This is a genomic window from Streptomyces sp. AHA2, from assembly GCF_036857595.1.
In the GTDB taxonomy this organism is placed as follows: Bacteria; Actinomycetota; Actinomycetes; order Streptomycetales; family Streptomycetaceae; genus Streptomyces.
Window position 1 is genome coordinate 1 of record NZ_JAUQWJ010000019.1, and the last position, 24846, is coordinate 24846.

The 24846-nt window shown below is 72.3% G+C and carries 22 protein-coding genes and 1 pseudogene; 11 read left to right on the plus strand and 12 right to left on the minus strand.

Going from position 1 to position 24846, the window contains the following annotated elements; all coding sequences use genetic code 11:
- The first annotated feature begins 385 nt into the window (after positions 1–385).
- From Q5694_RS27985 to Q5694_RS27995, 3 genes and pseudogenes are all read left to right on the plus strand, one after another.
- Positions 386–1084, plus strand: coding sequence for an SDR family NAD(P)-dependent oxidoreductase (locus Q5694_RS27985; RefSeq protein WP_333936195.1), 699 nt, complete (start codon positions 386–388; stop codon positions 1082–1084).
- Positions 1081–2222, plus strand: a pseudogene (locus tag Q5694_RS27990) (S-adenosylmethionine:tRNA ribosyltransferase-isomerase). Before Q5694_RS27985 ends, Q5694_RS27990 begins: the two are co-directional and overlap by 4 nt.
- A 367-nt stretch (positions 2223–2589) precedes the next feature.
- Positions 2590–3306 (plus strand): transglycosylase SLT domain-containing protein, encoded by a 717-nt coding sequence (locus tag Q5694_RS27995; RefSeq protein WP_333936196.1) that lies wholly within the window; start codon positions 2590–2592, stop codon positions 3304–3306.
- A gap of 103 nt (positions 3307–3409) precedes the next feature.
- On the opposite strand, the gene Q5694_RS28000 is transcribed toward Q5694_RS27995, so the two are convergent.
- Entirely contained in the window at positions 3410–5938 is a 2529-nt protein-coding gene (locus Q5694_RS28000) for an ABC transporter ATP-binding protein/permease (RefSeq protein WP_333936197.1), read from the minus strand.
- Between the two features lie 241 nt (positions 5939–6179).
- Between Q5694_RS28000 and Q5694_RS28005 the strand changes: the two genes are divergently transcribed.
- Positions 6180–8540, plus strand: a complete 2361-nt coding sequence (locus Q5694_RS28005; protein WP_333936198.1) for a streptophobe family protein — start codon at positions 6180–6182, stop codon at positions 8538–8540.
- 149 nt (positions 8541–8689) lie between these two features.
- On the plus strand, positions 8690–9916 hold the full coding sequence (gene serB, locus Q5694_RS28010) for a phosphoserine phosphatase SerB (protein WP_333936199.1): 1227 nt from the start codon (positions 8690–8692) through the stop codon (positions 9914–9916).
- 203 nt (positions 9917–10119) lie between these two features.
- On the opposite strand, the gene Q5694_RS28015 is transcribed toward serB, so the two are convergent.
- The 4 genes from Q5694_RS28015 to Q5694_RS28030 all read right to left on the minus strand — a co-directional run bounded on the left by Q5694_RS28015 (position 10120) and on the right by Q5694_RS28030 (position 12660).
- Entirely contained in the window at positions 10120–10638 is a 519-nt protein-coding gene (locus tag Q5694_RS28015) for a SixA phosphatase family protein (RefSeq protein ID WP_333936200.1), read from the minus strand.
- Between the two features lie 65 nt (positions 10639–10703).
- The gene (locus tag Q5694_RS28020; RefSeq protein WP_333936201.1) at positions 10704–10910 is read right to left on the minus strand and encodes a hypothetical protein; all 207 of its coding nucleotides are present in this window, start codon (positions 10908–10910) and stop codon (positions 10704–10706) included.
- Between the two features lie 162 nt (positions 10911–11072).
- Positions 11073–11189 carry an SGM_5486 family transporter-associated protein gene (locus Q5694_RS28025; protein WP_097215821.1) on the minus strand — a complete coding sequence of 39 codons (117 nt, stop codon included), beginning with the start codon at positions 11187–11189 and terminating at the stop codon, positions 11073–11075.
- A gap of 67 nt (positions 11190–11256) precedes the next feature.
- Positions 11257–12660, minus strand: a complete 1404-nt coding sequence (locus Q5694_RS28030) for a CynX/NimT family MFS transporter (protein ID WP_333936202.1) — start codon at positions 12658–12660, stop codon at positions 11257–11259.
- A 70-nt stretch (positions 12661–12730) separates the two neighbouring features.
- On the opposite strand from Q5694_RS28030, the gene Q5694_RS28035 reads away from it, so the two are divergent.
- Entirely contained in the window at positions 12731–13423 is a 693-nt protein-coding gene (locus Q5694_RS28035; protein ID WP_333936203.1) for a FadR/GntR family transcriptional regulator, read from the plus strand.
- On the opposite strand, the gene Q5694_RS28040 is transcribed toward Q5694_RS28035, so the two are convergent.
- From Q5694_RS28040 to fabG, 3 genes are all read right to left on the minus strand, one after another.
- Entirely contained in the window at positions 13401–13808 is a 408-nt protein-coding gene (locus tag Q5694_RS28040) for a hypothetical protein (protein ID WP_333936205.1), read from the minus strand. The genes Q5694_RS28035 and Q5694_RS28040 overlap by 23 nt on opposite strands.
- Before the next feature lie 158 nt (positions 13809–13966).
- Positions 13967–14734, minus strand: a complete 768-nt coding sequence (fabI, locus tag Q5694_RS28045) for an enoyl-ACP reductase FabI (protein ID WP_333936206.1) — start codon at positions 14732–14734, stop codon at positions 13967–13969.
- A gap of 5 nt (positions 14735–14739) precedes the next feature.
- On the minus strand, positions 14740–15459 hold the full coding sequence (fabG, locus tag Q5694_RS28050) for a 3-oxoacyl-[acyl-carrier-protein] reductase (RefSeq protein WP_333936207.1): 720 nt from the start codon (positions 15457–15459) through the stop codon (positions 14740–14742).
- Positions 15460–15758: 299 nt separating this feature from the next.
- Between fabG and Q5694_RS28055 the strand changes: the two genes are divergently transcribed.
- From Q5694_RS28055 to tyrS, 3 genes are read left to right on the plus strand one after another with little or no spacing between them, the layout of a single operon-like run.
- On the plus strand, positions 15759–17282 hold the full coding sequence (locus tag Q5694_RS28055) for a TldD/PmbA family protein (RefSeq protein ID WP_333936208.1): 1524 nt from the start codon (positions 15759–15761) through the stop codon (positions 17280–17282).
- Positions 17279–18673, plus strand: a complete 1395-nt coding sequence (locus Q5694_RS28060) for a metallopeptidase TldD-related protein (RefSeq protein WP_333936209.1) — start codon at positions 17279–17281, stop codon at positions 18671–18673. The genes Q5694_RS28055 and Q5694_RS28060 overlap by 4 nt, the downstream gene beginning before the upstream one ends.
- Before the next feature lie 57 nt (positions 18674–18730).
- Entirely contained in the window at positions 18731–19999 is a 1269-nt protein-coding gene (gene tyrS / locus Q5694_RS28065) for a tyrosine--tRNA ligase (RefSeq protein WP_333936210.1), read from the plus strand.
- A 128-nt stretch (positions 20000–20127) separates the two neighbouring features.
- On the opposite strand, the gene Q5694_RS28070 is transcribed toward tyrS, so the two are convergent.
- Positions 20128–20403 (minus strand): GlsB/YeaQ/YmgE family stress response membrane protein, encoded by a 276-nt coding sequence (locus Q5694_RS28070; protein ID WP_333936316.1) that lies wholly within the window; start codon positions 20401–20403, stop codon positions 20128–20130.
- Between the two features lie 248 nt (positions 20404–20651).
- Here Q5694_RS28070 and Q5694_RS28075 point away from each other — a divergent pair, with 248 nt between their 5' ends.
- Both Q5694_RS28075 and Q5694_RS28080 read left to right on the plus strand, forming a co-directional pair.
- Positions 20652–21047 carry a DUF3099 domain-containing protein gene (locus tag Q5694_RS28075; RefSeq protein ID WP_333936211.1) on the plus strand — a complete coding sequence of 132 codons (396 nt, stop codon included), beginning with the start codon at positions 20652–20654 and terminating at the stop codon, positions 21045–21047.
- A gap of 234 nt (positions 21048–21281) precedes the next feature.
- Positions 21282–21506, plus strand: coding sequence for a hypothetical protein (locus Q5694_RS28080; protein ID WP_333936212.1), 225 nt, complete (start codon positions 21282–21284; stop codon positions 21504–21506).
- 60 nt (positions 21507–21566) lie between these two features.
- Here the strand turns inward: Q5694_RS28080 and moaA are convergent, their stop codons facing one another.
- The 3 genes from moaA to Q5694_RS28095 form a co-directional block, all read right to left on the minus strand.
- Positions 21567–22556 carry a GTP 3',8-cyclase MoaA gene (moaA, locus tag Q5694_RS28085; protein ID WP_333936213.1) on the minus strand — a complete coding sequence of 330 codons (990 nt, stop codon included), beginning with the start codon at positions 22554–22556 and terminating at the stop codon, positions 21567–21569.
- A 171-nt stretch (positions 22557–22727) separates the two neighbouring features.
- Complete coding sequence (locus Q5694_RS28090; protein WP_333936214.1) at positions 22728–24353, minus strand: solute symporter family protein; 1626 nt, start codon at positions 24351–24353, stop codon at positions 22728–22730.
- Positions 24350–24706 (minus strand): DUF485 domain-containing protein, encoded by a 357-nt coding sequence (locus tag Q5694_RS28095; RefSeq protein WP_333936215.1) that lies wholly within the window; start codon positions 24704–24706, stop codon positions 24350–24352. The genes Q5694_RS28090 and Q5694_RS28095 overlap by 4 nt, the downstream gene beginning before the upstream one ends.
- Positions 24707–24846: the final 140 nt, after the last annotated feature.

Here is a 24846-nt window from a genome sequence, read left to right on the forward strand (position 1 = left end):
CGGGTGGCCTGGCGCAGGTCCGCCGGGTGGCCTGGCGCAGGTCCGCCGGGTGGCCTGGCGCAGGTCCGCCGGGTGGCCTGGCGCAGGTCCGCCGGGTGGCAGGACGCAGGTCCGCCGGGTGGCAGGACGCAGGTCCGCCGGGTGGCAGGACGCAGGTCCGCCGGGTGGCAGGACGCACACCGAGGCGTACGAACATCGCGCAGGTCCCTCGGGCCCGGCCGCGCACCGGGAGGGCCGGTCGCGGCCTGGGTCCAGCGGCCACGGGCTCGGGGTCTACGGCCAAGGGACCCGGCGGGTTGCGGCCCGGGGCGGAGGTGGGCCGGACGGCCGCGTCCCTACGTTGAGAGCACTTGGATCGACTTCGATCACGACGAGGGAGCGGATCATGCCGGTGGCGATCATCACGGGGGCCTCGAAGGGGCTGGGCCGGGAGCTGGCGCAGGCCCTGGCCGGGCGGGGCTGGGACCTGGTGCTCGATGCCAGGGGCGCCGAGGCGCTGGCGGAGGCGGCACAGGGTCTCTCCGTGCACGGCACGCGCGTGACGGCCCTGCCCGGGGACGTCACCGACCCCGGGCACCGGGCGGAGCTGGTGGCGGCGGCCTGGCGACTGGGCGGGGTCGACCTGCTGGTGCACAACGCCAGCGCACTGGGCGCCGAGCCGCTGGTGCGGCTGGAGGAGCTGCCGCTGGAGGGCCTGCGGCGGGCTCTGGAGGTGAACCTAGTCGCGGGGATGGGGCTCGTCCAGGAGGCGCTGCCGCTGCTGCGGGTCTCGGGGGCGGGTGCCGTCGTGGCGGTCAGCTCGGACGCGGCGGTGGAGGCGTACGCGACGTGGGGCGGTTACGGGGCGTCCAAGGCGGCGCTGGACCACATGGCGGCGGTACTCGCCGTGGAGGAGCCGCAGCTGCGGGTCTGGGCGGTCGATCCCGGCGACATGGCCACCGACCTGTACGCGGCGGCCGTGCCGGAGAACCCCGATCCGCGGCCGGAGCCGGCCCTTGTGGTGCCGGGTTTCCTGCGGCTGCTGGACGAACGGCCGGCCAGTGGGCGGTACGGTGCCGCGGCCCTGGCGGAAGGGGTCCGATGACGCTCGCGGTACGGGTCCCGGAGGAGCTGTCGGCGCGGGTGCCGGTGGAGCAGCGGGGGCCCGGGCTGGATCGGGACGGCGTGCGGATGCTGGTGTCCCGGGGTGCCGAGGTGGCGCACCACACCTTCCGGGAGCTGCCGGCTCTGCTGCGCGCCGGGGATCTGCTGGTGGTCAACACCTCGCCGACGCTGGCGGCGGCGGTCGACGGGCGGATCGGGGACGCACGCGTGGTGGTGCACTTCTCCACCCGCGGCGACGACGGCCGCTGGGCGGTGGAGCTGCGGGAACCGGACGGGCGCGGCACCACGCGCGCGCGTGCGGGCGCACCCGCGGGTACTCAGGTGCGGCTGCCGGGTGGGATGCGGCTGGTACTGGAGGAACCGCTGAGCGGACGGAGCGGGCGGCTGTGGTGGGCGGGCGTGCGGGGAGGACGCGAGGACGCCGCACGGCAGCGGACCGCACGGCAGGACGGCACACGGCAGGACGCGGAGCCGTCCGGTGGCAAGGGGCGGGGCGGGGAGCGGCCGGATCCCGTGCCGGGGCTGCTGCGGGAGCACGGGCGGCCCATCCGCTACGCCTACACCGAGCGGGACCAGCCGCTGTCCGTGCACCAGACGGTGTTCGCGCTGCCCCACTCGGACGGGTCGGGCAGCGCGGAGATGCCGAGTGCGGCGCGGCCCTTCACGCCACAGGTGGTGACGGAGCTGGTGAGCCGGGGGGTGCAGGTCGCGCCGATCACACTGCACACGGGGGTGGCCTCGGCCGAGGTCCACGAACCGCCCTACCCGGAGCGCTTCACGGTGCCGGAGACCTCGGCGCGGCTGATCAACGCGGCCAGGGCCGCCGGGGCAGGGCCGTGGCGGTCGGGACGACGGCGGTGCGGGCCGTGGAGTCGGCGGTGGGCGCCGACGGGGCGGTGCACGCGCGTGCGGGGTGGACGGATCTCGTCGTCACACCCGAGCGCGGGGTGCGCGTGGTGGACGGGCTGCTGACCGGACTGCACGAGCCGGAGGCGTCGCACCTGCTGATGCTGCGGGCGGTCGCGGGGCGGACCGCGGTCGAGCGGGGTTACGAGGCGGCTCTGCGGGAGCGGTACCTGTGGCACGAGTTCGGCGACGTGCACCTCCTGCTGCCGTGACGAAGCCACGGGACAGGGCTCTGACGACCCCTCACACTGAGCATCGCTCGTGCAACGGGGCGTGAGAACAGAGGGCGCCCGATGTGAGCCCGCGCATAGGGCCCACGTCACGTACGAAAGGGCGTAGGAGACAAAGCCGCCCCTTTTGAGCGGCCCAGACAGTCCTATCTGACCCGGTTTACCCGTCCCTGATCCACTATCTGCCTTCGTACGTCACACCTTTGCCACGCCATTTTGCGGCCGCTAAGAATTGCTGACGTCGCTCAGCGCCGTGGGTTCTTCCCCCGCGGCGTTCGTGTCGGAAACACACCGAGTCCAACGCCGGACGCCGAGCGACTCCCGCGCTATTCGAAGAGGTCCACTCAGCATGCCCAAGAACATCTTCAGCCGTGTTCAGAGTCGTAGCCTGACCCGTCACCACAAGATCGCCATGGCCGGTGTCGCCACCCTGGGTGCCGCCGCCATCGGGTTCTCCGCGGTGCCGAGCGGCGCTTCGACGAAGACCACGACCGAGGCCGCTCAGCCGGCTGCCGTGGCGTACAGCACCGAGCAGATCAAGGACGTCAAGGCGAGCCTCACCGACCAGATGGCCGGTGCCAGCCTGAAGGCGGAGCAGATCGCGGCCAAGCAGAAGGCCGAGGCCGCCGCCGCGGCCAAGAAGAAGGCAGCCGCCGCGGCCGCCGAGAAGAGGGCCGAGGCCGCGCGCAAGGCCAAGGAGGCCGCGAGCCGTGACGCCAAGCGCGCCGCGGTCAAGAAGAGCTACCCGAACAACCTCGACGGCTGGATCCGCGAGTCGCTCGACATCATGAAGAAGCACGGGATCCCCGGCTCCTACGACGGCATCAAGCGCAACATCATCCGGGAGTCCTCGGGCAACCCGCGGGCGATCAACAACTGGGACATCAACGCCATCAACGGCATCCCGTCCAAGGGCCTGCTGCAGGTCATCCCGCCGACCTTCGCGCACTGGCACGTCCCCGGCACCTCCTGGGACATCTACGACCCGGTAGCCAACATCACCGCGGCCTGCAACTACGCGGCCGACAAGTACGGCTCGATGGACAACGTCAACAGCGCGTACTGAGGCCGGCGCGGGACCTCTCTGCTTCGCTGAACGAACGCCGAAGGGCGGCACCCTCCTGACGGGGTGCCGCCCTTCGGGCACGGCGAAGCGGTGACCGCCCGGGCTACTTGCGCATGACCTCGGGCTCGTGGCGGCGCAGGAAGCGGGCCACGAAGAAGCCGCAGATCACACCGAGGGCGAGCAGCGCGCCCATGTCCATGACCCAGGCCCCGGCCGTGTGCTCCCACAGCGGGTCGGTGTCACCGGCCGTCTCGGGCGGGCTGATCTTGTTGAAGTCCAGCGTGGCACCGGAGGCGGCGACCGCCCAGCGCGACGGCATCAGGAACGAGAACTGGTTGACGCCGATCGAGCCGTGCAGCGCGAACAGGCAGCCCGTGAACACGACCTGGATGATCGCGAACATCACCAGCAGCGGCATGGTCTTCTCGGCGGTCTTCACCAGCGACGAGATGATCAGGCCGAACATCATCGACGTGAAGCCCAGCGCCATGATCGGCACGGACAGCTCCAGCAGCGTGGCGCTGCCGAAGATCAGGCCCTCCTCGGGGATCTCCCGGCTGGAGAAACCGATGACGCCGACGAGCAGGCCCTGCAGCACGGTGATCATGCCGAGCACGAACACCTTCGACATCAGGTAGGCCGAGCGGGACAGGCCGGTGGCGCGCTCCCGCTCGTAGATGACCCGTTCCTTGATCAGCTCGCGCACCGAGTTCGCCGCGCCGGCGAAGCAGGCGCCGACCGCGAGGATCAGCAGGACCGTGGTGGCCGTGCCGTTCGGGATGATCCGGCCGGTCTGCGGGTTGGCCGGGTTGGGCAGCAGGCCCTTGTCCGCGTCGATGAGCAGGCTCACCGCGCCGAGCACGGCCGGCAGGATCACCATCAGCGCCAGGAAGCCCTTGTCGGAGGCGATCACCGACACGTAGCGCCGGACCAGCGTGACGAACTGGGACATCCAGCCCTGCGGCTTGGGCGGCTTCATCGCCTGCATGGGCGGAACTTGTACGGACTGCGGCGCGACCGCGTCGATGTCCGCGGCGTACATCTGGTAGTGCTGCGAGCCCTTCCAGCGGCCCGCCCAGTCGTAGTCGCGGTAGTTCTCGAAGGCGGAGAAGACATCGGCCCAGGTGTCGTAGCCGAAGAAGTTCAGCGCCTCCTCCGGCGGGCCGAAGTAGGCCACCGAACCGCCGGGCGCCATCACCAGCAGCTTGTCGCACAGGGCCAGCTCGGCCACCGAGTGCGTGACGACGAGGACCGTGCGGCCGTCGTCCGCCAGGCCGCGCAGCAGTTGCATGACGTCGCGGTCCATACCCGGGTCGAGGCCGGAGGTCGGCTCGTCCAGGAATATCAGCGACGGCTTGGTCAGCAGCTCCAGGGCGACCGAGACGCGCTTGCGCTGGCCGCCGGACAGGGACGTGACCTTCTTGTCCTTGTGGATGTCGAGCTTGAGCTCGCGCAGCACCTCGTCGATCCGGGCCTCGCGCTCGGCCGCCGTGGTGTCGGCGGGGAAGCGCAGCTTGGCGGCGTACTTGAGGGCCTTCTTGACGGTCAGCTCCTTGTGCAGGATGTCGTCCTGCGGGACCAGACCGATGCGCTGGCGCAGCTCGGCGAACTGCTTGTACAGGTTCCGGTTGTCGTAGAGGACCTCGCCCTGGTTGGCGGGGCGGTAACCGGTGAGCGCCTTGAGCAGCGTGGACTTGCCGGAGCCGGACGGGCCGATGACGGCGATCAGCGACTTCTCCGGGACCCCGAAGGAGACGTCCTTCAGGATCTGCTTGCCGCCGTCGACCGTGACGGTCAGATGACGGGCGGAGAAGGACACCTCACCGGTGTCGACGAACTCCTCCAGCCGGTCGCCGACGATCCGGAACGTCGAGTGGCCGACGCCGACGACGTCGGCCGGGCCGAGCAGCTGCGAGCCGCCCTTGGCGATGGGCAGACCGTTGACGTAGGTGCCGTTGTGGGAGCCGAGGTCGCGGATCTCCATGCGGCCGTCGGGCGTGGCGTGGAACTCGGCGTGGTGCCGGGAGACCTGCAGGTCCGAGACGACCAGCTCGTTGTCCAGGGCACGGCCGATGCGCATCACGCGACCGAGTGAGAACTGGTGGAACGTGGTCGGGCTGCGGTCGCCGTGGACCGGCGGTGCCCCCGCGACACCGCCGGGGCCCTGCTGCTGCGGGATGTGCGAGGCCTGCTGCGACTGCTGCCAGCCGGCCTGCTGGGGCGGCGCGGCCTGCTGGTGCGGCTGCTGCTGGGCGGGGGCCTGCGCCCAGCCCGCTCCCGCGCCCTGGGCGGCGTACGGCTGCTGCTGCGGCTGGGCCTGCGGCGCGGCGACGGAGGCCGCGGCGCCGGACAGGTTCAGGCGCGGGCCGTCGGTCGCGTTGCCCAGGTTGACCGCCGAACCGGGGCCCAGCTCCAGCTGGTGGATGCGCTGCCCCTGCACGAACGTGCCGTTGGTGCTTCCGTGGTCCTCGATGACCCAACTGCGGCCGTTGAAGCTGACCGTGGCGTGACGCCAGGACACCCTGGCGTCGTCGAAGACGACGTCCCCCTGCGGATCACGTCCGAGGGTGTATGCCCTGGACGGATCGAGCGTCCAGGTACGTCCGTTTGATTCCAGTACGAGTTCCGGCACTCCATGCCCCACTGAGTTGTCCCCCGAGTTACCCCCGACATGGGGAGTCTAGGGATGTCGAACATCGGGGGGAACTATTCCAGGAGCGGCCCCCTGACCGAAAGTCGGGCCTTGCGAAGACCGGAGTGCGGACACTTCGCCGATTCCGTTGACGGGGTTGAAATCCGGCCGGAGAGTGGTATTTCGGCGCGAGGGGGACATGCGCGGTGTTCCCGTCGCGGCCCGGATCGGGGGGTCTGCCATGAGTGCTGCCGCAGGGGCGGGGACGGAGCGGGGCCACGCGCGCGTGCCGTGGGGCGACGCGCTGGTGTCCGCCGTGGCCGCCGTGAGCTGGGCGTTGATCGGGATGGCGGGGACCGCGGCGCTGGGCCTGCGGCTGCTGGGGGCGGACGCGGCGGGGTCGTCGGGGCCCATGACCGCCGCGGTGGTGGCCCTCGGGGCGGGCGGGTCGGTCACGCCGTCCGGTGACGTGTCGGCGTTCGGCCTGTCGGGCGCGGAGGCGGACACGGCCGTCCGGATCACGCCACTGGGGGTGAGTCTGGTCGGGGCGGTGCTGCTGTCGTGGTTCTTCCTGCGGTCCCTGCGAGCGGCGGGAGTTGAGGTCTCACCGGCCGAACTCCTCGCCCGTGCGGGCACGGTGGTAGCCCTGTTCGTGGCGATGCTGGGCGGCCTGGCCTGGGCCGGACACGATGTCATCACGATCGACGGGGGGTCACTGGGCCCGGACGACGTGACCGGAGGCGGCACCGGTGTCCCCGTCCCGGGGCTCGGGGACGTCGGTGGGCTGCTGCCGGACCGGCTCGGGGACCTGGTCGACGCGCGGGCCTCGGTCGGCTTCACGGTCGACACCGCGCCGACCCTGCTCGGGGGACTGGCGTGGGCGGCGGGGGTCCTCACCGTCGCACTGCTCGCCTCCCGCCGTACGCCGCTGCCGCGGGGCTGGGAGGCCCTGCACCGGGTGGTGCGGCCGGCCGTGTCCGCACTGGTGACCGCGGTGCTGGTGGCCGTGGCGGCGGGTCTCGCGGCGGCGGCGTACGCGGCGGCCGGTGACGACCGTCCCGGGCGCATCGCGGGAGCGGCGCTGCTCGGGGCGCCGAACGGGGTCTGGCTGAGCCTCCCGATCGGGCTGTTCGTGCCGTGGGACGGTCACGCGACGGGTGAACCGACCCGCTTCCTCCCGCACCCGCTGGACGACCTGCTCGGGGCGGGGTCGGACCGCCCGGTGACGCTGGGGCGCCTGGCCGAACTGGACGGCCGCGTGTGGCTGCTGGGCGTGGCGGCGGCGCTGCTGATGCTGCTGGCGGGGGTGCTGACGGGGGTACGGACGCCGGTGGGGGTGAAGTCCTCCGGCACGGACGACTCCGGTGCGGGCGGTTTCGGTGCGGGCGGTTCCGCGGGCGCGCGGCGGCGTCCGGGGGCCCTCGGGTTCGCGGGCCGGTGCGCGGTGCGACTGGGGGGTGTGACGGCGCTCGGGTTGCCCCTGCTGGTCTGGCTGACGGACGTGTCCGTGACGGCGTCGCTCTCCGTACTCGGCGTCGACGCCTTCGGCGCGGGACTCACGCTGCACGGGCACCTGGGCACGGCCGTACTGCTGGGCGCGCTGTGGGGCGCCGGGGCCGGGGCGGCCGGAGCCGGGCTCGCCTGGACGTGCGGGGCGGCAGGCCGCTCGTCCGCGGCACCCGCCCGCGGAGACGGGCCGGGCGGGGGCGCGGCCCGGCATGACGCGGGAGCGGGACGGGCGGGGCCGGGCGACGCGGCGACGGAGGCGCGGCACGGCACAGCCGCCGGGCGGACGAACCCGGGCAGCGCGGCGGAGTCGTGGCCCGCCGTGGAGACCTGGCAGGCGAGCCCGGGCACCAGGGCAGGCGCGCCCTGGGCGGACGAGGGAACCTGGCGGGCGAGGCCGCGCGGTGGTGCGAGCGGGCCGGGTCGGCGCGCCGGGGCAGGGCGGGAGGCGACACCCGGCCCTGGTGGGCCCGCGGCTCCGTTTCGAGGCGGGCCGGCGACGCGCCCGGAGGAAGCCGGGCCCTATGCGCCCGGTGTGCCCTACCGGCCGCCGAACCCCGCCACCAACCCCTACCTGCGGGTCCCCGACGAGCTGCGCGAGCCGGAGGACGCCCGCCCCGACGAACCGCACGAACCCGAGGACGCCCACCCCGACGAACCGCACGAACCCGAAGACGCCCACCCCGACGAACCGCACGAACCCGAAGACGCCCACCCCGACGAACCGCACGAACCCGAAGACGCCCGACCCGGCCAACCGCACGAACCCGAAGACGCCCGACCCGGCCAACCGCACGAACCCGAAGACGCCCGACCCGGCCAACCGCACGAGCCGGAAGACGCCCGGCCCGGGGACGGGCGCACGGCTGCGGATGACGAGCCGAAGGGACACGGCGCACCCGCCGGGCCCGACGAGGACGGCATCTACGGCGCCCCCACCGTGATCCGGCCCGTGGGTCCGCCGCCTCGCGGCCCTCGCCGCCGGTCCCCCGGCCCCCGCGGCGGCACCGGGCCGCCCGCCCGGCCGGGCGACTGGCCACCGCCCCCACCGCCGCCTCCCCCGCCGCCGCACCGCGGCCCGCACGGCGGGGGGTGAGACGCCCTGTCGTCCTGCTCACCCCTGCGCCGCATCGTGGGAGACCGGCACGCAAGGTTCGCGCCACCGGCGCGACACCCACTGTTCGCTGTCCGCCAGACGGACCACAGGGGCGGTGCGCACGGCCCGCCGGATACGGTGGAACCACCATGAGCGCTTCGCAGACCTCGTCTTCCGACGTCCCTGCCGACGTCCCCACTCTCCTCGTGAAGATCTTCGGCAAGGACAGGCCGGGCATCACCGCCGGACTCTTCGACACCCTCGCCGCCTACTCCGTCGACGTCGTCGACATCGAGCAGGTCGTCACCCGTGGCCGGATGGTGCTGTGCGCGCTCGTGACCGAGCCGCCCCCCGGCCTCGAGGGAGACCTGCGGGCGACCGTGCACAGCTGGGCCGAGTCGATGAAGATGCAGGCGGAGATCATCTCCGGCCTCGGCGACAACCGGCCGCGCGGCCTGGGCCGCTCTCTGGTCACGGTGCTCGGGCACCCGCTCACCGCAGAGGCGACGGCGGCGATCGCCGCCCGGATCACCCGGACCGGCGCCAACATCGACCGTATCTTCCGCCTCGCCAAGTACCCCGTCACCGCGGTCGAGTTCGCGGTCTCCGGCGTGGAGACCGAGCCGCTGCGCACCGCCCTGGTGACCGACGCCGCCCGGCTCGGCGTCGACGTGGCGGTCGTCGGCGCCGGCCTGTACCGCCGCGCCCAGCGCCTGGTCGTCATGGACGTCGACTCCACGCTCATCCAGGACGAGGTCATCGAGCTGTTCGCCGCCCACGCGGGATGCGAGGACAAGGTCGCCGAGGTGACGGCCGCGGCGATGCGCGGGGAGCTGGACTTCGAGCAGTCGCTGCACGCGCGCGTGGCCCTGCTGGAGGGACTGGACGCCTCGGTCGTCGACAAGGTGCGCAGCGAGGTGCGGCTGACGCCCGGTGCCCGCACCCTGATCCGTACGCTGAAACGCCTGGGCTACCAGGTCGGTGTCGTCTCGGGCGGCTTCACCCAGGTCACGGACGACCTGAAGGAGCGGCTCGGGCTGGACTTCGCCCACGCCAACACCCTGGAGATCGTCGACGGGAAGCTCACGGGCCGGGTGACGGGCGAGATCGTCGACCGGGCGGGCAAGGCCCGGCTGCTGCGCCGGTTCGCCGCCGAGGCGGGTGTGCCGCTGTCGCAGACGGTGGCGATCGGTGACGGCGCGAACGACCTCGACATGCTGAACGCGGCCGGCCTGGGGGTCGCCTTCAACGCCAAGCCGGTGGTGCGCGAGGCGGCACACGCCGCGGTGAACGTCCCGTTCCTGGACACCGTCCTGTACCTGCTCGGCATCACGCGTGAAGAGGTCGAGGCGGCGGACACCCACGACACGGTCTGACCGTGAGGAACGGCCAGGGGCCCGGCACGCCATCGGCGCCGGGCCCCTGCCATGCGTTACGCGTCGGGCATCGGGCGTCGCGCCCCCTGTCACGCCCCGGACCTCGGACGCCGGGCGCCGGGCACCCGCCTCACGATCCTCCACCCGTGCCCACCGCCCGTGTCCACGCCTGCCGCACGGGACCGCTCACCCGGCGGGGGTCTTCACTCCGCCGGCGCCCAGTAGTCGCCCAGCGTGGCGACGCCCGGCTCCAGGCTCTTCCAGGGGCCGCTGAACGACAGGACGGCGAAGGCGGCGGCCGGGAAGCCGCGGCGGGTCATCCGCTCGCGCGCGTCCCCTTCGGCCGAGCCCGCCAGCACCTCGGCCAGACCCTGGATGCCCGGGTTGTGACCCACCATGAGGAGGGTGCGGACGTCGTCGGGCGTCTCGTTGAGCACGGCGATCAGCTCACCCGGCGAGGCCTCGTAGATCCGCTCCTCGTAGACGGTCTTCGGCCGCTGCGGGAACTCCTGGACGGCGAGCTTCCAGGTCTCCCTGGTCCGGACCGCGGTGGAGCAGAGGGCCAGGTCGAAGGAGAGGCCGGTGTCGACGAGCCTGCGCCCGGCCTCCGCCGCGTCCATACGGCCCCGGTCGGCGAGCGGACGCTCGTGATCGGTCACCTGCGGCCAGTCGGCTTTCGCATGGCGGAAGAGGACAATCCTGCGGGGTTCTGCGACGCTCATGAGATCCAGCTTCGCACGAAACACGCCACGGGGCGCAGGGAGTTGACCAGCGGCTCCGGCCGTGCTCAGCGGGAGATCAGCTGTCCGATGCGCTCGAAGAGCCGGCTCATCGCGGGGTCGCCGGCGGCCGCGTGGGCGTCGGACGGGTTCAGGATGAGGGCGAGCAGGGCGGTGAAGGCCAGCACGGGCAGGGCGAGGGCCCACCAGGGCAGGCGGCTGTCGGCGGTGGCCCGGGACGCCGGGTGGGGCCGGGTGTGCGTGGGGGCCGACATGGGTGCCTCCGCTCTCCGAGTGGTCGGTGACCGTCGCGCGGTCACATCTCGAAGCTACGGAACGGGCGGCGTCCGGCCCATCCGGTGATCCACCCACTTGACCCTGACCCTTGCCCCCTAGGGGACAGGGGGGCCAGCCCCACCATGGGGCGGGGCCGGCGGTCAGGGCGAGGCGATGGTCGCGATCACGGCGATGACGATGAAGATCGCGAAGAAGGCGCCGAAGACGAGCAGCATCTTCTTCTGACCGTGCTGGGGGTTCGGGTCGAGCACTGGCATGGGGCAAGTCTCGCACCCGCGCACGACCGCGGACGCCCCGGGGGCCCCGGCGGCGTCTCCCGGCGCCTCAGGCGGCGGCCTCCTCCTCCACCGTCCGGTTGCGGCCCGCCAGGACGCCGACCACCATCTGCGGGATCATCAGGGCGCTCATCAGCGCGATGGGCAGGCCCCAGCCGCCGCTGTGCTGGTAGAGGACGCCCACGAGGAGCGGCCCCGGGATGGAGATCAGGTACCCGGTGCTCTGCGCGAAGGCGGAGAGCTGGGCGACGCCCTGGCCGGTGCGGGCGCGCATGCCGACCATGGTGAGGGCGAGCGGGAAGGCGCAGTTGGCGATGCCGAGCAGCAGCGCCCAGGCCCAGGCGCCGGCGGCGGGCGCGAGGTAGAGACCGGCGTATCCGGCGAGACCGCAGACGCCGAGGGCGATCACGATGGGGCCCTGCTGGGGCAGCCGGGTGGCCAGCCGGGGTATGACGAAGGCCAGCGGGACGCCCATCACCATCGTGACGGCGAGGAGCAGGCCCGCGGTGCCCGCGGGGACGCCGGCGTCGCGGAAGATCTGCGCCATCCAGCCCATGGTGATGTAGGCGGCGGTGGCCTGGAGGCCGAAGAAGACGGCGAGGGCCCAGGCGGTGCGGCTGCGGGTGATCCGCAGCCGGGGAGCCTCGGGTACGGGGTCGGTCCCGGTGGTCGGCTCGTCCGCGGCGGCCCGGCCGCTCGGGACGGCACCGTCCCGGGCCGTCCGGTCCTGCGCGCCCGGCGGCGTCCGGCGCCCCCGGACGAACGGCAGCCACGGCAGCACCGCCGCCACGGCCAGCGACGCCCACAGGGCCAGGCCGGACTGCCAGCTGCCGCCGAGCGCGTCGGTCAGGGGGACCGTGACGGCGGCGGCGAGAGCGGTGCCCAGGGCGAGCGCCATGGAGTAGAGGCCGGTCATGGACCCGACGCGGTCGGGGAACCAGTGCTTGACGATGACCGGCATCAGGACGTTGCTGACGGCGATGCCCATGAGGGCGAGGGCGCTGGCGGCCAGGAAGCCGGCCGTGCCGCCGGCGTACGGCCGGACCAGCAGGCCGGTGGCGATGGCGGCCATGCCGGCGCAGACCACGGCGCCCGCCCCGAAGCGGCGGGCGAGCCGCGGGGCCATGACGCCGAAGACGGCGAAGCACAGCGGCGGCACGGAGGTGAGCAGTCCGGCCACGCTGCCGCTCATGCCGAGGCCGTCGCGGACCTCCTCCAGGAGGGCTCCGAGGCTGGTGATGGCGGGCCGGAGGTTCAGTGCGGACAGCACGATGCCGACGACGAGCACGCGCATCGTCCACGCGCGCGGGGTGGCGCCGCCCGGCTCCCGGGCGCCCCGCGCGGCGGGGGCGTCCTGCGGGGCCGGTGCGTCCGGCGCATGCGCCCGCGCGGAGCTGCTCACGGTCGGGGGCGTCATCGTCCGGGTCTCCTCACTAGCCATGAGGCCCATCATAGAATCATGGGATGATTGGCTGTCCAGTCTCGCTCCGTCGACGGGCGCCCCGGCCGTGAAAAGGTGAGTCATGCCTCTGAGCCATCCCCGCCGTTCGGCGCTGTCCGAACAGGTCATCGCCGCGTTGCGGGCCCAGATCACCTCGGGCGAGTGGCCGGTCGGTTCCCGCATCCCGACGGAGCCGGAACTGGTCGAGCAGCTGGGGGTCGCCCGCAACACCGTCCGCGAGGCGGTGCGCGCGCTGTCGCACAACGGCCTGCTGGACATCCGCCAGGGCTCCGGCACGTACGTGGTGGCGACGAGCGAGCTGGCCGGGGTGATGCAGCGGCGGTTCGCCGAGGCCGACCCGCGGCACATCGCCGAGCTGCGCTCCACGCTGGAGTCGGCCGCCGCCCGGCTGGCCGCCGGGCGGCGCACGGAGAAGGACCTCAAGCAGCTCGACGCGCTGCTGTCCCGGCGTGAGGAGGCCTGGGAGTCGGGGGACGCCGAGGCGTTCGTCACCGCGGACGCGACGTTCCACCTGGCCGTGGTGTCCGCCTCCCACAACGACGTGATGACCGCCATGTACGCGGACCTCGGCGAGGTGCTGCGGGACTGGCTGCGCGAGGACGTCGGCGGCGAGCTGACGCCGGAGACGTACATGGATCACGCGCGGATGCTCGACGCGATCCGCGCGGGCGACGCGGACATGGCCGCGGCCGAGGCCGCCCGTTACCCGTTCCTGTGCCGGCTCGGCGGGGTCAGCTCCCCCGCCGGTGACTGATCCACGCGCCGCCGACCTCTTTCCAGCAGCGGCCCTTCAGCCGCACGGTCTGCGCGGGCCCGGCGGCCACCGGTGCGCCGTCGGTGTCGATGTCCCACCAGCGCACGCACTCGACGTGCAGGCTCACCCGGTCCGTCTCCGGGTAGGGGTTGTGGCAGTACGCCGTCACCTCGGAGCCCGTGACGCGGACCCGGCACGCGGCGCCGAAGGGCCCGGTGTCGTGCCGGCCGTCGGGCACGCGCGCGTGGGGCGCCGTCCCGTGCCGGCCGTCGGGCACGCGCGCGTGGGGCGCCGCCTCGTGCGTCCGGGGCACCGCGTCGTACGCCGGGGTCACCACGAGGGCGGCTGCGAGGGACAGGGAGGCCGTTCGGCGGGACAAGCGCACAAGGGGACCTCCTCGGCCGTGCTGGGGAGGACGGGGCGTGGTGGACGCACCTCCCACAGTGGCCGGTCGCGGCCCGTCCCGCCCGGTCTGCTGAGCCGAACGGGCGACGCCCCGCCCCCGCGCACAGCGGGGGCGGGGCGTCGAGGACCTGCGGAGGATCAGGCGCCGATGGCGTGCAGACCGCCGTCCACGTGGACGATCTCGCCGGTGGTCTTCGGGAACCAGTCGCTCAGCAGGGCGACGACGCCGCGGCCGGCCGGCTCGGGGTCCTTCAGGTCCCACTCCAGCGGGGAGCGGGAGTCCCACACGGACGCCAGCTCGCTGAAGCCGGGGATGGACTTGGCGGCCATGGAGCCGAGCGGGCCCGCCGAGACCAGGTTGCAGCGGATGTTCTGCTTGCCCAGGTCACGGGCCATGTAGCGGCTGGTGGCCTCCAGGGCGGCCTTGGCCGGGCCCATCCAGTCGTACTGCGGCCAGGCGAACTGCGCGTCGAAGGTCAGGCCGACCACCGAGCCGCCGTTCTGCATCAGCGGCAGGCAGGCCATGGTCAGCGACTTCAGGGAGTACGCCGAGACGTGCATGGCGGTCGCGACCGACTCGAACGGCGTGTTCAGGAAGTTGCCGCCGAGGGCGTCCTGCGGGGCGAAGCCGATGGAGTGCACGACACCGTCGAGGCCCCCCAGCTCCTCGCCGACGACGTCGGCCAGGCGGCCGAGGTGCTCGTCGTTGGTGACGTCGAGCTCGATGACCTTGGTGGGCTTCGGCAGCTTCTTGGCGATGCGCTCGGTCAGCGTGGGCCGCGGGAACGCCGTGAGGATGACCTCGGCACCCTGCTCCTGGGCCAGCTTGGCGGTGTGGAAGGCGATCGAGGCCTCCGTCAGCACGCCGGTGATCAGGACGCGCTTGCCCTCGAGAATTCCGCTCATGGTGATCAGTGACCCATTCCCAGTCCGCCGTCAACGGGGATGACGGCTCCAGTGATGTACGAGGCGTCGTCCGAGGCGAGGAACCGCACCGCTGCGGCGATCTCCTCCGGCTGCGCGTACCGGCCGAGCGGCACCTGCGACACGATGTTCGACCGCTGCTCGTCGGTGAGCACCTTGGTCATGTCGGTGTCGACGAAGCCGGGCGCGACGACGTTGAAGGTGATGTTGCGCGAGCCCAGCTCACGGGCGAGGGAGCGCGCGAAGCCGACGAGGCCGGCCTTGGAGGCGGCGTAGTTGGCCTGCCCCGCGGAACCGAGCAGTCCGACGACCGAGGAGATCAGCACGACGCGGCCCTTCTTGGCGCGCAGCATGCCGCGGTTGGCGCGCTTGACGACGCGGAAGGTGCCGGTGAGGTTGGTGTCGAGGACGGACGTGAAGTCCTCCTCGGACATGCGCATTAGGAGCTGGTCCTTGGTGACACCGGCGTTGGCGACGAGGACCTCGACGGGCCCGTGGGCCTCCTCGATCTCCTTGTAGGCCTGCTCCACCTGCTCGGCGTCGGTGATGTCGCACCGGACGGCGAGGCAGCCCAATTCCGTCAGGGCCGCCGGCGGCTCGCCCGAGCGGTACGTGATGGCCACCTTGTCGCCGGCGTCGGCGAACGCGCGGGCGATGGCGAGGCCGATGCCCCGGTTGCCTCCGGTGACGAGAACCGAGCGGCTCAACGGATCACCCTTTCCATAGCGGACCGAAATACCACCGCCGGACACCCGCACGACAGGCGGGGATGACAGGCGGCTTCCTCGAAAACCTATCGGTCCGGGCACGCGCGCGGACAATCGGGCACCGACAGTGGCGTCCGGGCCGCACTGTCGGGTCCCTACAGATCGCCGTGGTCCTCACCTCGCAAAGCCGTGGCCCCGGGGCGGGGCGGGGGGACATGATCGGAGCTGCCGTCACGAAGACGGCAACCACGGTCACCCCGACAGAACGACCACGGTCACCTCGACAGAAAGAGACGGCGGTGCCTCATACCATCGACGAGGCCTTCACGGCCCTTCCCCTACGCGCCCTCGCCGACGCGGCCCTCGCACGCGCGCGTGCGCTCGGCGCCGAGCACGCGGACTTCCGGTTCGAGCGGGTGCGGGGCGCCTCCTGGCGCTTCCGGGACGCCAGGCCCGCCGGTTCGTCCGACACCACCGACCTCGGCTACGCGGTGCGGGTGGTGCACGGCGGCACCTGGGGCTTCGCCTCCGGCGTCGACCTGACCATGGACGCCGCCGCCCGGGTCGCGGGGCAGGCGGTGGCGATGGCCAAGCTGTCCGCGCAGGTGATCGAGGCGGCCGGTTCCGAGGAGCGCGTGGAACTCGCCGACGAGCCGGTGCACGCCGAGAAGACGTGGATCTCCTCGTACGAGATCGACCCGTTCTCCGTGCCCGACGAGGAGAAGGCCGCCCTGATCGCGGAGTGGAGCGCGCGGCTGCTGGCCGCCGACGGGGTCGACCACGTGGACTCCTCGCTGCTCACGGTGCACGAGAACAAGTTCTACGCGGACACGGCCGGGACGGTGACCACCCAGCAGCGGGTGCGGCTGCACCCGGTGTTCAACGCCGTGTCGGTGGACGAGTCCAGCGGCGAGTTCGACTCCATGCGCACCCTCGCCCCGCCCGTGGGACGCGGCTGGGAGTACCTCACGGGCACCGGCTGGGACTGGGAGAACGAGCTGGAGCGGATCCCGGAGCTGCTCGCCGAGAAGATGCGCGCGCCCAGCGTGGAGCCCGGCCTGTACGACCTGGTCGTCGACCCGTCCAACCTGTGGCTGACCATCCACGAGTCCATCGGCCACGCCACCGAGCTGGACCGGGCCCTCGGCTACGAGGCCGCCTACGCCGGCACCTCCTTCGCCACGTTCGACCAGCTGGGCACGTTGCGCTACGGCTCCGAGCTGATGAACGTCACCGGTGACCGCACCGCCGAGCACGGCCTGGCCACCGTCGGTTACGACGACGAGGGCGTCGCGGCGCAGTCCTGGGACCTGGTCAAGGACGGCACGCTGGTCGGCTACCAACTGGACCGGCGCATCGCGAGGCTGACCGGCTTCGAGCGGTCCAACGGCTGCGCCTACGCCGACTCGCCCGGCCATGTGCCGGTGCAGCGCATGGCCAACGTGTCCCTGCGGCCGGACCCGGCCGGGATGTCCACCGAGGACCTCATCGGGGGTGTGGAGCGCGGCATCTACGTCGTCGGTGACCGGTCCTGGTCGATCGACATGCAGCGCTACAACTTCCAGTTCACCGGTCAGCGCTTCTACCGCATCGAGAACGGCCGCCTCGCCGGGCAGCTGCGCGACGTGGCCTACCAGGCGACGACCACCGACTTCTGGGGCTCGATGGCCGCGGTCGGCGGACCGCAGACCTACGTGCTGGGCGGTGCGTTCAACTGCGGCAAGGCCCAGCCGGGCCAGGTCGCGGCCGTCTCGCACGGCTGCCCGTCGGCCCTGTTCAGGGGCGTCAACATCCTCAACACGACCCAGGAGGCCGGTCGATGAGCGCGCGTACCACCAAGCCCCACGAGGTCGTCGAGCGGGCCCTGGAGCTGTCCCGGGCCGACGGTTGCGTCGTCATCGCCGACGAGCGGTCCACCGCCAACCTGCGCTGGGCGGGCAACGCCCTGACGACGAACGGGGTGACGCGCGGACGCACGCTCACGGTCGTGGCCACGGTCGACGGCAAGGAGGGCACGGCCTCGGGGGTCGTGTCGCGGTCCGCCGTGACCGCCGACGACCTGGAGCCCCTGGTGCGGGCCGCGGAGGCCGCCGCCCGCGGCGCCGGGCCCGCCGAGGACGCGCAGCCGCTGGTCACGGGCGCCGCCCCGGCGCCGGAGTTCACGGAGGCGCCCGCGGAGACCTCCTCCGCCGTGTTCGCCGCGTTCGCGCCGGCGCTCGGCGAGGCCTTCGCACGCGCGCGTGCGGGCGGCCGCGAGCTGTACGGCTTCGCCAACCACGAACTGGTCTCCACGTACGTCGGCACGTCCACGGGGCTGCGCCTGCGGCACGACCAGCCGAACGGGACGCTGGAGATGAACGCCAAGTCACCCGACCGGACCCGGTCGGCCTGGGCCGGGCGCTCCACGCGCGACTTCGGGGACGTCGACCCGGCGGCGCTGGACGCCGAGCTGGCCGTGCGCCTGGGCTGGGCCGAGCGGCGCGTGGAGCTGCCGGCCGGCCGTTACGAGACGCTGCTCCCGCCGACGGCCGTGGCGGACCTGCTCATCTACCAGATGTGGTCGGCCTCGGGCCGGGACGCGGTCGAAGGCCGCACGGTGTTCTCCAAGCCGGGCGGCGGCACCCGGGTCGGTGAGCGGCTGACCGAGCTGCCGCTGACCCTGCGCAGCGACCCGCACGAGCCGGGCCTGGAGTCGGCGCCGTTCGTCATCGCGCACTCCTCCGGCGGCGACCAGTCGGTGTTCGACAACGGGCTGCCGCTCGCGGCCACCGAATGGATGCGCGAGGGTGAGCTGCGGCACCTGACCACCAGCCGGCACAGCGCCGGCCTGACGGGGCTGCCGGTGGCGCCGGGCATCGACAACATCGTCCTGGACGGCGGCGAGGACCGTTCCCTGGAGGAGATGGTCGCGAACACCGCACGCGGGCTGCTGCTGACCTGCCTGTGGTACATCCGCGAGGTCGACCCGGCGACGCTGCTGCTCACCGGCCTGACCCGGGACGGCGTCTACCTCGTGGAGAACGGGGAGGTGACCGGCGAGGTGAACAACTTCCGGTTCAACGAGTCCCCGGTCGGCGTGCTCGGCCGGGCCACGGAGGCGGGGCGGACCGAGAAGACGCTGCCTCGCGAGTGGAGCGACTGGTTCACCAGGGCGGCGATGCCCGCGCTGCGCGTGCCCGATTTCAACATGAGCTCGGTCAGCCAGGGCGTATAACCTCGTAGGCGGCTGTCACCCGACGGCCCCAGGATCGCTCAAGGAGACACGAGAACCGTGACGGACATCGTCGACGAGCTGAAGTGGCGCGGGCTGTTCGCCCTGTCCACCGACGAGGACGCTTTGCGCAAGGCTCTCGCGGACGGTCCCGTCACGTTCTATTGCGGTTTCGACCCGACGGCGCCGTCGCTGCACGTGGGGCACCTGGTGCAGGTGCTCACCGTGCGCCGGCTCCAGCAGGCCGGTCACCGGCCGTTGGCGCTGGTCGGCGGCGCCACGGGTCTGATCGGCGACCCCCGCCCGACGGCGGAGCGCACGCTGAACGACCCCGAGACGGTCGGCGGCTGGGTCGACAGGCTGCGGGCCCAGATCGAGCCGTTCCTCGACTTCGAGGGCGACAACGCGGCCGTCATGGTCAACAACCTCGACTGGACGCAGAACCTGTCCGCGATCGAGTTCCTGCGGGACATCGGCAAGCACTTCCGCGTCAACAAGATGCTCACGAAGGACTCCGTGGCCCGGCGCCTGGAGTCCTCCGAGGGCATCAGCTACACGGAGTTCAGCTACCAGCTCCTGCAGGGCATGGACTTCCTCCAGCTCTACCGCCGCTACGGCTGCACCCTCCAGCAGGGCGGCAGCGACCAGTGGGGCAACCTCACCGCGGGCCTGGACCTGATCCACCGCCTGGAGCCGGGCGCGACCGTGCACGCGCTGGCGACGCCGCTGATGACCAAGGCGGACGGCACGAAGTTCGGCAAGACCGAGGGCGGCGCCGTGTGGCTCGACCCGGAGATGACCACGCCGTACGCGTTCTACCAGTTCTGGCTGAACGTGGACGACCGGGACGTCTCCCGGTACATGCGCATCCTGTCCTTCCGCTCCCGCGAGGAGCTGGAGGAGCTGGAGCGGCAGACCGAGGAGCGTCCGCAGGCCCGGGCCGCGCAGCGGGCCCTGGCCGAGGAGCTGACGACGCTGGTGCACGGCGCCGACCAGACGGCCGCGGTGATCGCCGCGTCCCGGGCGCTGTTCGGGCAGGGCGAGCTGGCCGGGCTCGACGAGCGGACGCTCGCGGCGGCCCTGTCGGAGCTGCCGCACATCCGGGTGTCCGAGCCGGCCCCGGTCGTCGACCTCTTCGCCGAGGTCGGCCTGGTGGCGAGCAAGTCGGCCGCCCGCCGCACGGTCAAGGAGGGCGGCGCCTACGTGAACAACGTGAAGGTCGCCGCCGAGGACGCCGTCCCGGCCCGGGAGGACCTGCTGCACGGCCGCTGGCTGGTGCTGCGCCGGGGCAAGAAGAACCTGGCGGCGGTCGAGGTCACGGCCGGCTGAGCGCTCGCCCGCGAGGGGCGGCCTCTCCCGCGGGGGCCGCTCCTGCCGTCGTCACGGCCTGCCGGGCGGATGCCCGCGCGGGGCGGTCTCCGGTCGGGAGGCCGCCCCTTCCGCAGGGTCCCGCCGGGTCAGGCCCTGCGCCGGTCTCCCCTGGCCGCCGCCCAGGCGCGGTCGCCGAGGCCGACGAGGATGACCGCCATCACCAGCTGGAACAAGTGCCGCCACCAGTCGATGCCCGCCGTGGCGTCGACTCCGGCCGCCCGGGCGATGGCGTTACCGGCGATGCCGCCGATCATGCCCAGGATGACCGTCAGCCACAGGGGAAGGTGCTGCTTGCCCGGGATGATCGCCTTCGCGATCAGGCCCAGTACCAGTCCGACGATGATCGCCCACAACCAGCCCATCGTTGCCTCCTCGTACGGCTCGACGCGAGCCCGTACCGCCAGTGTCGGCCCGGTCGTCACGTGCCGCACTCCGGAGCGGGCCGTCCGTGGCACCGGGCGGGAGGAGTCGGGACGGACGCGGGGGGCACCCGGTCTCGTGACGGCTGCGGACGCGGCGTACCGTGGGATCTGTCCCGGTCCGGGTCCCCGGACGGCCTGGGACGGCTACGCGGCGGGGACGGTCCGATACGGGCGGATGGTGGATTGCGATGCGGAAGCAGCACAGTGGCGGCAACGTCCAGGTTTTCCGGATCACCGGCGCCCGGGCGGGGCTGCAGGAGGACGTACGCGGGCGGCAGCGCCGGTACGTGATCTCGATGTCGGTCCGCACGGTGTCCGTGATCCTCGCGGCCACGTTGTGGAACGTCGAACGGCACGTGGCCGTCGTGGCGCTGGTCCTCGGGCTGGTCCTGCCGTACGTCGCGGTGGTCATCGCGAACGCGGGACGCGAGAACGCGCCGTCCCTGCCGTCGACGTTCGTGGTGCCGCCGGCGCGGCCGATGATCGCGCCGTCGGAGCCGACCGGCCGGCGGACGGGATCCGCCGCGGACGACGCGCCGTCGGCGACGGCTCCCGGGGGGCGGACGGAATCGCACGAGCGGTAGTACTGCCGTACGACGGCCACAAACGGAAGTCACCTTCCGGCCAAGCTCAGGAAAAGCTCAGATCAATCATGTTGTTCCGGTGCCGGGGCCGGGGTTACCCGTGACATACTTCGTACGCGCTCCGCATCCCCCGTCGGAGCGACGGACCGACGCCGGGCAGCTCCCCCCGTGGCTGCTCGGCGTCGCCTTTTCGCCGAGCAGTTCGTGTCGAGTGTGCCGTGGTGAGACGAAGCAGTGAGTGACGAGACGCCCATCTGTTCCGCCAAGGGCTGCCGCGCCGACGCGGTGTGGGTGCTGGCGTGGAACAACCCCAAGGTCCACACCCCGGAGCGGCGCAAGACCTGGCTGGCCTGCGACGAGCACCGCGAGCACCTGTCGCAGTTCCTCGGCGTGCGGGGCTTTTTGAAGGACGTCGTCCTGCTCGCGGAGTGGGAGTCCCGGGAACCCTCGGACTCCTAGGGCCTCCTGTCTGACACTTCCCTCCTGCCACCGGGCGACGGCGGAAATGTCAGACCGGCCCTAGCCGCCGATCGCCGACATGGGCCGGTCCGGCTGCACGAACGCGGGGTCGTCCAGGCCCGCTCCCGCCTTCTTGCCCCACATCGCCAGGCGCCACAGGCGGGCGATCTCCTCGTCCGGGGCGCCGGAGCGCAGGGCGGCGCGCAGATCGGTCTCCTCCTGGGCGAACAGGCAGGTCCGCACCTGGCCGTCGGCGGTCAGGCGGGTGCGGTCGCAGGCCGCGCAGAAGGGCCGGGTGACGGAGGCGATCACGCCGACCACGTGCGGGCCGCCGTCGACCAGCCAGCGCTCCGCCGGGGCCGAGCCGCGTTTGTCCTGACCCTCGGGCGTCAGCTCGAACCGCGTGCGCAGGGAGGTCAGGATGTCGCCGGCGGTGATCATGCCGTCGCGCTTCCAGCCGTGCTGCGCGTCGAGCGGCATCTGCTCGATGAAGCGCAGCTCGTAGTCGTGCTCCACGGCCCAGGCCAGGAGTTCGGGGGCCTCGTCGTCGTTCAGCCCGGGCATCAGGACCGAGTTGACCTTGACCGGGGTCAGGCCGGCGTCGCGGGCGGCGTGCAGTCCCTCCAGGACGTCCTTGTGGCGGTCGCGGCGGGTGAGTGTCTTGAACACGTCGGGCCGCAGAGTGTCCAGGGAGACGTTCACCCGGTCCAGGCCCGCCGCCTTCAGGGCAGCCGCCGTGCGCTTGAGGCCGATGCCGTTGGTGGTCAGCGACATCTGCGGGCGGGGCTCCAGGGCGGCGACGCGCTCGACGATGCCGACGAGCCCGGGGCGCAGCAGGGGCTCACCGCCGGTGAAGCGGACCTCCTCGATCCCGAGGGACGTGACCGCGATGCCGATCAGCCGGACGATCTCGTCGTCGGTGAGCAGATCCGGCTTGGCCAGCCACTGCAGGCCCTCCTCGGGCATGCAGTAGGTGCAGCGCAGGTTGCAGCGGTCGGTCAGCGAGACCCTCAGGTCGGTGGCCACCCGGCCGTAGGTGTCGATGAGCACGTGGGGCCCCTCCCTCGTCGCGGATCGTGCCCGGAGCACTGTTCTCCGACACCTGCGAGCCTACGTGACCCGGCCGACATCACCACAGGGCTCGATCCCACGACGCACGGCGCGGCCGCACCGCAGGGACCTGGAGGTTCCTACGAGGCGGCCGCGCGGGAGGGGTCGTGTTCAGTGGGCGCCGGTGCCGGTCAGGGACCTGACCTCCAGCTCCGCGTACTTCTTGGCGTCGGGCTCCTCCTTGGACAGCACCGTGCCGAGCCAGCCCATGAGGAAGCCGAACGGGATGGAGATGATGCCCGGGTTCTTCAGCGGGAACCAGGCGAAGTCGACGTCGGGGAACATCGCCTTGGGGTCGCCGGAGACGACCGGCGAGAACAGCACCAGGCCGACGGCGACGATCAGGCCGCCGTAGATCGACCACAGGGCGCCCTGGGTGGTGAACCGCTTCCAGAACAGGCTGTAGAGGATCGTCGGCAGGTTGGCGGAGGCCGCGACGGCGAACGCCAGGGCGACCAGGCCGGCCACGTTCAGGTCGCGGGCCAGGGCCCCGAGGCCGATGGAGACCACGCCGATGAAGACGGTCGCCCAGCGGGCCGCGCGGACCTCCTCGGCGCCGGAGGCCTGCCCCTTGCGGATGACGTTGGCGTAGATGTCGTGCGCGAAGGACGACGAGGAGGCCAGGGTCAGTCCGGCGACCACGGCGAGGATCGTCGCGAAGGCCACCGCCGAGATGGTGGCGAGCAGGATGGCGCCCCAGGCCGAGTCGACGCCGCCGAGGTGCAGGGCGAGCAGCGGCGCGGCGGTGTTGCCGGAGGGGTTGGAGGCGATGATCTCGTCCTGGGAGATCAGCGCGGCGGCGCCGAAGCCGAGGGCGATGGTCATCAGGTAGAAGGCGCCGATGATGCCGATGGCCCAGTTCACGGACTTCCGGGCGGCCTTGGCGTTGGGCACCGTGTAGAAGCGGATCAGGATGTGCGGCAGGCCGGCGGTGCCGAGCACCAGGGCGATGCCGAGCGAGATGAAGTCCAGCTTGGAGGTGCCGGTCGCGCCGTACTGGAGACCGGGCTCCAGGAAGGCGGCGCCCTTGCCGCTGTTCTCGGCGGCGGTGCCGAGCAGGTCGGAGATGTTGAAGTCGAACTTCAGCAGTACCAGGAAGGTGATCAGGACGGTGCCGCCGATGAGCAGCACGGCCTTGATCATCTGGACCCAGGTGGTGCCCTTCATGCCGCCGATGGAGACGTAGACGATCATCAGGAGGCCGACCAGGGCGACGATGAGGATCTTGCCGGCGTCGGAGGTGATGCCGAGCAGCAGTGAGACGAGGACGCCGGCGCCGGCCATCTGGGCCAGCAGGTAGAAGATCGACACGACGATCGTGGAGGTGCCGGCGGCGGTCCGGACCGGGCGCTGGCGCATGCGGTAGGCGAGGACGTCGCCCATGGTGTAGCGGCCGGAGTTCCTCAGCGGCTCGGCCACCAGGAGCAGGGCGACCAGCCAGGCGACCAGGAAGCCGATGGAGTACAGGAAGCCGTCGTAACCGAAGATGGCGATGGCGCCGGCGATGCCGAGGAACGAGGCGGCGGACATGTAGTCGCCCGACACGGCGAGGCCGTTCTGGAAGGCGCTGAACTGGCGGCCGCCGGCGTAGAAGTCGGCCGCGTCCTTGGTCTGGCGGCCGGCCCAGATCGTGATGCCGAGGGTGGCGACGACGAACAGCGCGAACAGGGTGATGATCAGCGGGCGGTGCTCGCTGGCCTCGTTCGCGGCGAGGAAGGTCTGCTGTACGGGGCTCATGCGCCGCCCTCCATCCGGGTCTTGATGGCCTCGGCCTTGGGGTCGAGCTTCGCGGCGGCGTGCTTCGAGTACCACCAGGCGATGAGGAACGTGGTGACGAACTGGGCGACGCCGAACACGAAGGCGACGTTGATGTTGCCGAACAGCTCGGTGCCCATGAAGCCGCCCGCGTAGTTGGACAGCAGGACGTACAGCAGGTACCAGGCGATGAAGGCGATGGTCAGCGGGAAGGCGAAGGAGCGGTAGGAGCGGCGCAGTTCACCGAACTCCGCGCTCTGCTGCACCTCGGCGAACTCCTCGGGAGAGGGAAGCTCGTGTTGCTCCTTCGAGGGGGGCGGTGCGTCGGTGGCCACGAATGTCTCCTCGCAAAGACGGAAGCGGTGTGAACGGGGACGGAGGCGATGGCGCGAAGGGCCCTCGCGCTCCTTGTTCAACGTCACGGCGGCACGGGAGAACCGGTTCAACCCGGCGGCGTTGTTTCCGAGAACCTTTC

Coding starts and splice junctions, on each gene's coding strand:
- Q5694_RS27985 (WP_333936195.1), top strand. CDS start 386: ATGCCGGTGGCGATCATCACGGGGGCCTCGAAGGGGCTGGGCCGGGAG.
- Q5694_RS27995 (WP_333936196.1), top strand. CDS start 2,590: ATGCCCAAGAACATCTTCAGCCGTGTTCAGAGTCGTAGCCTGACCCGT.
- Q5694_RS28005 (WP_333936198.1), top strand. CDS start 6,180: ATGAGTGCTGCCGCAGGGGCGGGGACGGAGCGGGGCCACGCGCGCGTG.
- serB (WP_333936199.1), top strand. CDS start 8,690: ATGAGCGCTTCGCAGACCTCGTCTTCCGACGTCCCTGCCGACGTCCCC.
- Q5694_RS28015 (WP_333936200.1), bottom strand. CDS start 10,638: ATGAGCGTCGCAGAACCCCGCAGGATTGTCCTCTTCCGCCATGCGAAA.
- Q5694_RS28020 (WP_333936201.1), bottom strand. CDS start 10,910: ATGTCGGCCCCCACGCACACCCGGCCCCACCCGGCGTCCCGGGCCACC.
- Q5694_RS28025 (WP_097215821.1), bottom strand. CDS start 11,189: ATGCCAGTGCTCGACCCGAACCCCCAGCACGGTCAGAAGAAGATGCTG.
- Q5694_RS28030 (WP_333936202.1), bottom strand. CDS start 12,660: ATGATGGGCCTCATGGCTAGTGAGGAGACCCGGACGATGACGCCCCCG.
- Q5694_RS28035 (WP_333936203.1), top strand. CDS start 12,731: ATGCCTCTGAGCCATCCCCGCCGTTCGGCGCTGTCCGAACAGGTCATC.
- fabI (WP_333936206.1), bottom strand. CDS start 14,734: ATGAGCGGAATTCTCGAGGGCAAGCGCGTCCTGATCACCGGCGTGCTG.
- Q5694_RS28060 (WP_333936209.1), top strand. CDS start 17,279: ATGAGCGCGCGTACCACCAAGCCCCACGAGGTCGTCGAGCGGGCCCTG.
- Q5694_RS28070 (WP_333936316.1), bottom strand. CDS start 20,403: ATGGGCTGGTTGTGGGCGATCATCGTCGGACTGGTACTGGGCCTGATC.
- Q5694_RS28075 (WP_333936211.1), top strand. CDS start 20,652: ATGCGGAAGCAGCACAGTGGCGGCAACGTCCAGGTTTTCCGGATCACC.
- Q5694_RS28090 (WP_333936214.1), bottom strand. CDS start 24,353: ATGAGCCCCGTACAGCAGACCTTCCTCGCCGCGAACGAGGCCAGCGAG.